This is a genomic window from Microcoleus sp. Pol12A5, from assembly GCF_036701435.1.
In the GTDB taxonomy this organism is placed as follows: domain Bacteria; phylum Cyanobacteriota; class Cyanobacteriia; order Cyanobacteriales; family Microcoleaceae; genus Microcoleus.
Genome location: NZ_JAUBQU010000205.1, coordinates 1 through 6231 on the forward strand (window position 1 = coordinate 1; position 6231 = coordinate 6231).

Here is a 6231-nt window from a genome sequence, read left to right on the forward strand (position 1 = left end):
GAGCAACATCTTGCCTTCTGTTAAAAGGCGACTACTTTTAGCTGCACTCATTTTTTAGTCTAAACTACAGTCATTAACCGTAAAACGCAATCAATTTTAAACGCCCAACTTCTTTAAGAAGTCCGGTATATGACTATTCTGTTTAAAGATTTTCCTAATAGACCTCACCAAAGGCTGACATCATCATTGTGGATTATCCTTAGCTGTTTTATCTAAGCTCAATTTGACCGATAAAACTACATACCAACACCAATAAGTACCAACCCCAAATAATCCCCCCTCCGTCAAATTAGTCATTAGCATAAATGTTAATAAATACAAAGGCAAACCTGACTCTGGAAAATTTCCTTTAACTAGGTACTTGATCCCTCTAAATATATTATTAAAAAATGACCCAATAAACAACAATAATCCGGCCCAACCCAGTTCGCAAAGTATATCAAGAAAACCATTGTGAGAGTGGGGTGGCACAAAACCAGTTTTAACTACTACAATGCCGTAAGCGGGATTTTCCAAGCCACGCCAAGACTGCCAAAATCCTTGCATCCCATAACCAAATATGGGATGATTTTGATTAATTCGATCAATAATTAAAGGCCAAAAATCGGTTCTACCGGTTAAAGTCATATCTTTTTTCAAACCATCCACAATAATAGCCTCTAAATTATTTAAAACCAAAATACTTATACCTATACTACCGATTAAAAACAAGATAAAGCAGAGAAAAGCCCATTTTACAGGTAATCTTTTTAAGAGGGCTAAATAACTCCACAAACTGATTAATACCACTGTCAAAATCCGACTAGCACCACTACAACCTTTTTGCAATCCTACTAAAGCAATTAAAACGATAAATAATGAGAGATATCGATACTTATGCTCCTTAAAAGCATATAAAATCCATAAAGAAGCTGTATTAGCCATTTGAAAAGAAAAAGGGTTTTTATGACCTAAAACTCCTGTCCAACAACCGTCCGCTGCTGCATTTGTTTTCACAACTCCCCATAAAGCTAATAAACCAGTTAACCATCTCAATAATCTATAAATTTCTAACCAACTATACACTTTCCCTACATAAATAGAAACCAGGGTTACTCCCCACATAGCAAAAATAGCCCGGAAAGTAATTTCAGGAGTTTGTGACCACAATCCCGATAAAGTCATGATCAATAAAAATAATCCTAAAAAAATGTCCCCTGCTATCCATTTTATGCAGATAGAAACTGTTTTTTGGGTAGTTTTAGTTAAGCGGGGAAAAATCATTAATATCATTGCCCCATAAATCGCAATTTGAGCAATCATTGTTGGGGGTGTAGTTTCTAAGTTGTAGAAAACGTTAGGATGGAGTTTGGTAAATGGCATGGCCGTGATACCTGACCCACCAGTCATGGTAAAAAAAAGTATCCCCACAAAAATCTTTTCTAATGTGGCAGCCAATTTCGGATGGCGTGCGGCTAAAATATAAATAGTTACAAAAACGATAAGCGTTAAACACAATAGCATCAACGCAAACATCGGCACCCTTAAAACATCTTTCATGGCTTTACCTCTATCATAATTTTTTTATTACCTATGAAATGGCTTACTCTCCCTGCTTTACAATTGCCACTGCTGGCGCTGGTACTCACTCTCTCCTACCCTCAAACTAACTTCGCTCAGTCGCCAGCCTCCGCAACAAGTATTAATACTGACTACTATCTAGGGGGTGGAGACAATATTAGAATTGATATCTACGATCTGCCCCAGCTTAGTGGGGAGTATCAAATTCCCGCTGGGGGCGCTATTCAAATCCCGATTATTGGTAGTGTTTCCCTTCAAGGATTGACTTTAGAACAGGCAGCCCAAGTTATCGCTAGAGCTTATGGTCAGGTCGTAAAAAGACCTTTAGTTACCATCAGCTTACAAGCTGCCCGCCCGCTTAATATTTGGTTATCGGGTGAAATAAGTCGGCCCGGCTCCTACTTATTACCCCTAGCTAATGGAGGTGGAACTAGACCATCAATTCAGTTTCCCACGCTTCCTCAAGCTTTAGAAAAAGCTGGGGGTATTCGAGCTAGCGCTGATATTCGACGAGTAATTGTGCGGCGTCGGCTCACGGCTAACAAAGAAATAACTATCACTTATAATCTGTGGGATTATTTACAAACTGGTCAGACCAGCCAAGATATCACGTTGCGAGATGGAGATCAAATATTGGTTCCCTCTCAAGAAACAATTAACTTAGTAGAAACAAATCAACTTAGTGAATCTAATTTTTCTATACCTGCAGAGCAACCCCGTACTGTCTCTGTATTCGGAGAGGTGAAGCGTCCCGGTAGATATGTAGCCATTGGTGGTGATACCCAAAATGGTCAAAGAGCTAACGGACAGCCGACAATTATTCGGGCTCTACAACTAGCTGGTGGAATCACATCAATCGCCGATATTCGCCAAATCCAACTCCAACGTTATACTAGAAGTGGCAAACAACAAATTAGAACTATTAACCTCTGGCAATATTTGCAAGAACAAGATACCTCTCAAGATACTATACTACAAGAAGGGGATATCATCTTTGTGCCGACAGCGACGGCGATCGACCCTGGAGAAGTTTCTGTTCTAGCTACTGCTAGCTTTGCTCCGGGGACTGTGCAAGTAAGTGTTATCGGAGAAGTCAATACTCCGGGTGGACTCAAATTACCTCCTAATACTACCTTAAATCAAGCAATTATGAGTGCGGGGGGTTTCAGATCAAATCGCGCTAACTCTAGATATGTGGAACTGATTAGGCTGAATCCTAATGGCACTATATCGAGATCTCAAGTATCAATTAATTTGAATCAAGGAATCGACGCTCAAAATAACCCACTGATTCAAGATAATGACATAATTATAGTGGCACGTTCGAAGACTGCTCTCTTGGTAGATAACATTAACACTGTTCTCTCACCAGTTAGTAATATTATTGGTGGAATTCTCGTTCCCACCCGACTCATAGAGCTACTCAGACTATTCGGAAATTAGGAATTAAATAACATTTTTGCTATGGATAAAAAACAGTTGTCTTCCCTCAAGAACGATCTTAATGGTCAATATTTTTCTGTTCCCTCCGCTAATTACCTAGCTAGTACCCCAGCAGAGGATGACCAAGTTCTTGATATGAATTGGGTACTGGCTGTCCTCAAACGTCGCCTTCTAGTGATGGGGATAGTAGCTGCCAGCATAGCTACTTTAAGCGGTACTTTCGTGCTCAGGGCTGCCAAACAATCTATTACTGAGTATGAAGGAAAATTCACAGTTTTAACAGAACCCATTACCGCTGACGATCGGCTATCAAAGCTCTTAGTCCAATCTCAAAATAACAGTTTAGGCATCACAGACTTGAACAAAATTAAATCATCAGTGGAAGAAGGTTCTTCGGTGGATTATCAAAGTTTATCGCGGGTTTTAAAAAGCCCAGAAGTTTTATTACCGTTAGTTAATAAGTTGCAAACAAAATATCCAAATTTTGACTATAAAAATCTCAATAACCGCTTGAGTATCCAACGTATTACTTTCTTGCGAGATGGGAAGCAGGGTGGTACTAAACTTCTAGATATTAGCTACCGCGATCGAGACCCCAAACGCATCAAATATGTGCTGGATGAAACTGCCAAATATTACCTAGAATATATGGGCAAAGAGCGTTTAAAAGTTAGCAAACAAAGTAGTGATTTTATCGCTCGACAAATGCCACTCCTCCAGCAGAGAGTAGATAAATTGCAACAAGAATTACAAATATTAAGGATTCAGTATAACTTTAACCAACCAGAACTACGCAGCCGCAGCCTATCAGATCAGCTAGATATTTTAACTAATCGTCGCCTAGAAGTGCAAGGACAACTGGTAGAAAGTAGGCTTCAATATGAAAGCTACAAAAAAAGAGCGTTAACAGGCGATAATCGTTGGATTGTTGATATTAGCCCCAAATCTTATGAAAATTTAATTAGCAAAGTAAATGAAATAGAGTCGCAATTAGCTTTAAGCTCTACTCAATTTTATGAAAATAGCCTTCCCATTCAATCTTTGCGGGAAAAGCAGCAAAGTTTGCGTTATTTGATGAAAAAAGAAGCTGATAGTGTCCTTTTGCAGATGCAGTCACAACTAAAACAGTTGGAAGCTCGCGAGCGATTGATAATTAATAACCAAAATTTACTGCAAGCAAAAATCACTCAAATGCCCCAAGCTCAACATCGCTATGATGACATACAATTAAAACTAGAACTAGCTAAAGATACTCTCAAAATGTTCATGGAAAAACAAAAAACTTTACAACTAGATGCGGGTCAAATTGATGGATATTGGCAAATTATATCTAAACCACAGTTAGTCACAAACGAAAATGGTGAGCTTAACCCAGTTACACAAAAACAAACCCGCCGTCACCTAGCGATCGCACTCGTTATTAGCACTTTACTAGGCATTGCTATAGGTTTCCTAGTAGAAGTTTTAAATACTGTTTTCCATACTCCAGAAGAAATTAAATCAGCAACTAAACGCCCTCTTTTGGGAGTCATTCCGATCGCCAAAGCGATGAGAATTAAATCTCGTAGAGGTGAAAGGGTTCCCGCTCAATTCACTAGCGTAAGTTCAAATACTAAGAGTGCAAGCTTAAAACGAATAATAGTTTCAAATTACAAAGATTTTCCTGTGATCGAAGCATTTCACTACTTATACACAAATATTCAATTATTAAATGCGGAACACCCAATTAGTTCTTTAACCATCACTTCGACCGTTAAAGGTGAGGGTAAGTCAACTGTAGCACTGTATTTAGCTAAAACTGCTTCTGCGGTTGGTAAACGAGTATTGTTAGTGGATGCTAATATGCGTTTACCTCAACTGCACACATACCTTAGCTTATCAAATATTAAAGGTTTAAGTAATGTTTTAAGTTCGGATTTAAGTTTGAATGAGGCTATTCAGCGATTACCCGACGATGACAATCTTTTTGTCCTCACTGCGGGTACTATTCCCCCCGATCCAATTAAATTACTGTCTTCGAGAAAGATGCACTATTTAATGGAACAATTCCTAGCCTTATTTGATTTAGTCATTTACGATACCCCACCTTTAATAGGTTTAGCAGACGGTCATTTACTCGCTTCTCAAACTGATGGTACAGTGCTGATAGTAAAACTAGAAAAAACAGATCGCGGTCTGGTAAACACAGCTTTAGAACAACTAAATGTAGGCGATTTTAAAGTATTGGGAGTAGTAGCTAATGGGGTTAAATAACGAACGCTAAAATTGAGTTAGGTAGCCAACAGAAGAAGTAAGACTATTTTGAATTTTTAATTGGCGATAGGTATTAATATCTTTTGCGGTGGCATCGGAATTCTGACGGGGTGACAACACCCTCAAAAGCCCTAGCTGACGGGGTTTTGACCGATTTATGGTAAAAAAAGATGGGGTCAGTATTGTTCAGAAGCCCCATCAGTTAAAAATGTTACCTCTATTTTACTAAATTTGTTTGCAACGGCAGCTCAAAAACGCCGAATACTTGACTCTGACAATTTTAGTTTTTCTGCTCCAAACCCATAAACAAGTAAGTATTGAGTTATTGGCAACATTGATGCCATACCCCATCATGTTTGAGAGTAGACGACGTTCTATTCAACGATTCCTTAAGCGGACGTAACTCAATATAGAAAAGCTTTGGTTTCCTCTGATTAAATATATTTGGTTCACTCAATTTAAAAAGAAACAAGAGTTGAAGGTCGCCATTGATAGAACGCAGTGGCGAGATAAAAATGTGTCTATGATTAGCCTGATTTGGGACAAGAGACCTTTAGCATTGTACTGGGAGATATTGGCCAAGCGAGGCTGTAGCAACCTCCGAGAATAACAAAGCTTAATCTCCCCTATTCTTGGTCTGCTAAAAAAATATAAATTTGTGCTTTTAGGAGATGCGTAAATTTGGGAGTGTTAAGCTGGCAATTTGGCTGTGTGAAAAGAATATCAAGTTTGTTTTAAGAATAAAACAGGGACGATATATTCAAGAACAAGGAAAGGAATTTAAGCGGTTGAGCGAGTGTGGTTTAGTACCAGGTACGAGCTTTTATTTGCCTGGAGTTAAAGTCACAAAACAGCAAGAACTGACGGGGTGACAACCCCGTCAAAAGCCTTACGTATGGCGGTTTGAGACGTTTTGTGGTCAAAAAAAATGGGCGACGGTTCTCAACAACCCCCATAATAGTTAAAATGCTTCCT

The 6231-nt window shown here is 38.8% G+C and carries 3 protein-coding genes; 2 read left to right on the forward strand and 1 reads right to left on the reverse strand.

What is annotated here, in order from left to right:
• Positions 1-183 precede the first annotated feature (183 nt).
• A complete protein-coding gene (locus QUA45_RS27395) occupies positions 184-1539 on the reverse strand; it encodes an O-antigen ligase family protein (protein ID WP_333223011.1) in 1356 nt (451 codons plus the stop codon).
• Positions 1540-1572: 33 nt separating this feature from the next.
• Here QUA45_RS27395 and QUA45_RS27400 point away from each other — a divergent pair, with 33 nt between their 5' ends.
• The gene (locus tag QUA45_RS27400) at positions 1573-3003 is read left to right on the forward strand and encodes an SLBB domain-containing protein (protein ID WP_333223013.1); all 1431 of its coding nucleotides are present in this window, start codon (positions 1573-1575) and stop codon (positions 3001-3003) included.
• 378 nt (positions 3004-3381) lie between these two features.
• Positions 3382-5256, forward strand: a complete 1875-nt coding sequence (locus QUA45_RS27405; RefSeq protein ID WP_333223015.1) for a polysaccharide biosynthesis tyrosine autokinase — start codon at positions 3382-3384, stop codon at positions 5254-5256.
• Positions 5257-6231 lie beyond the last annotated feature (975 nt).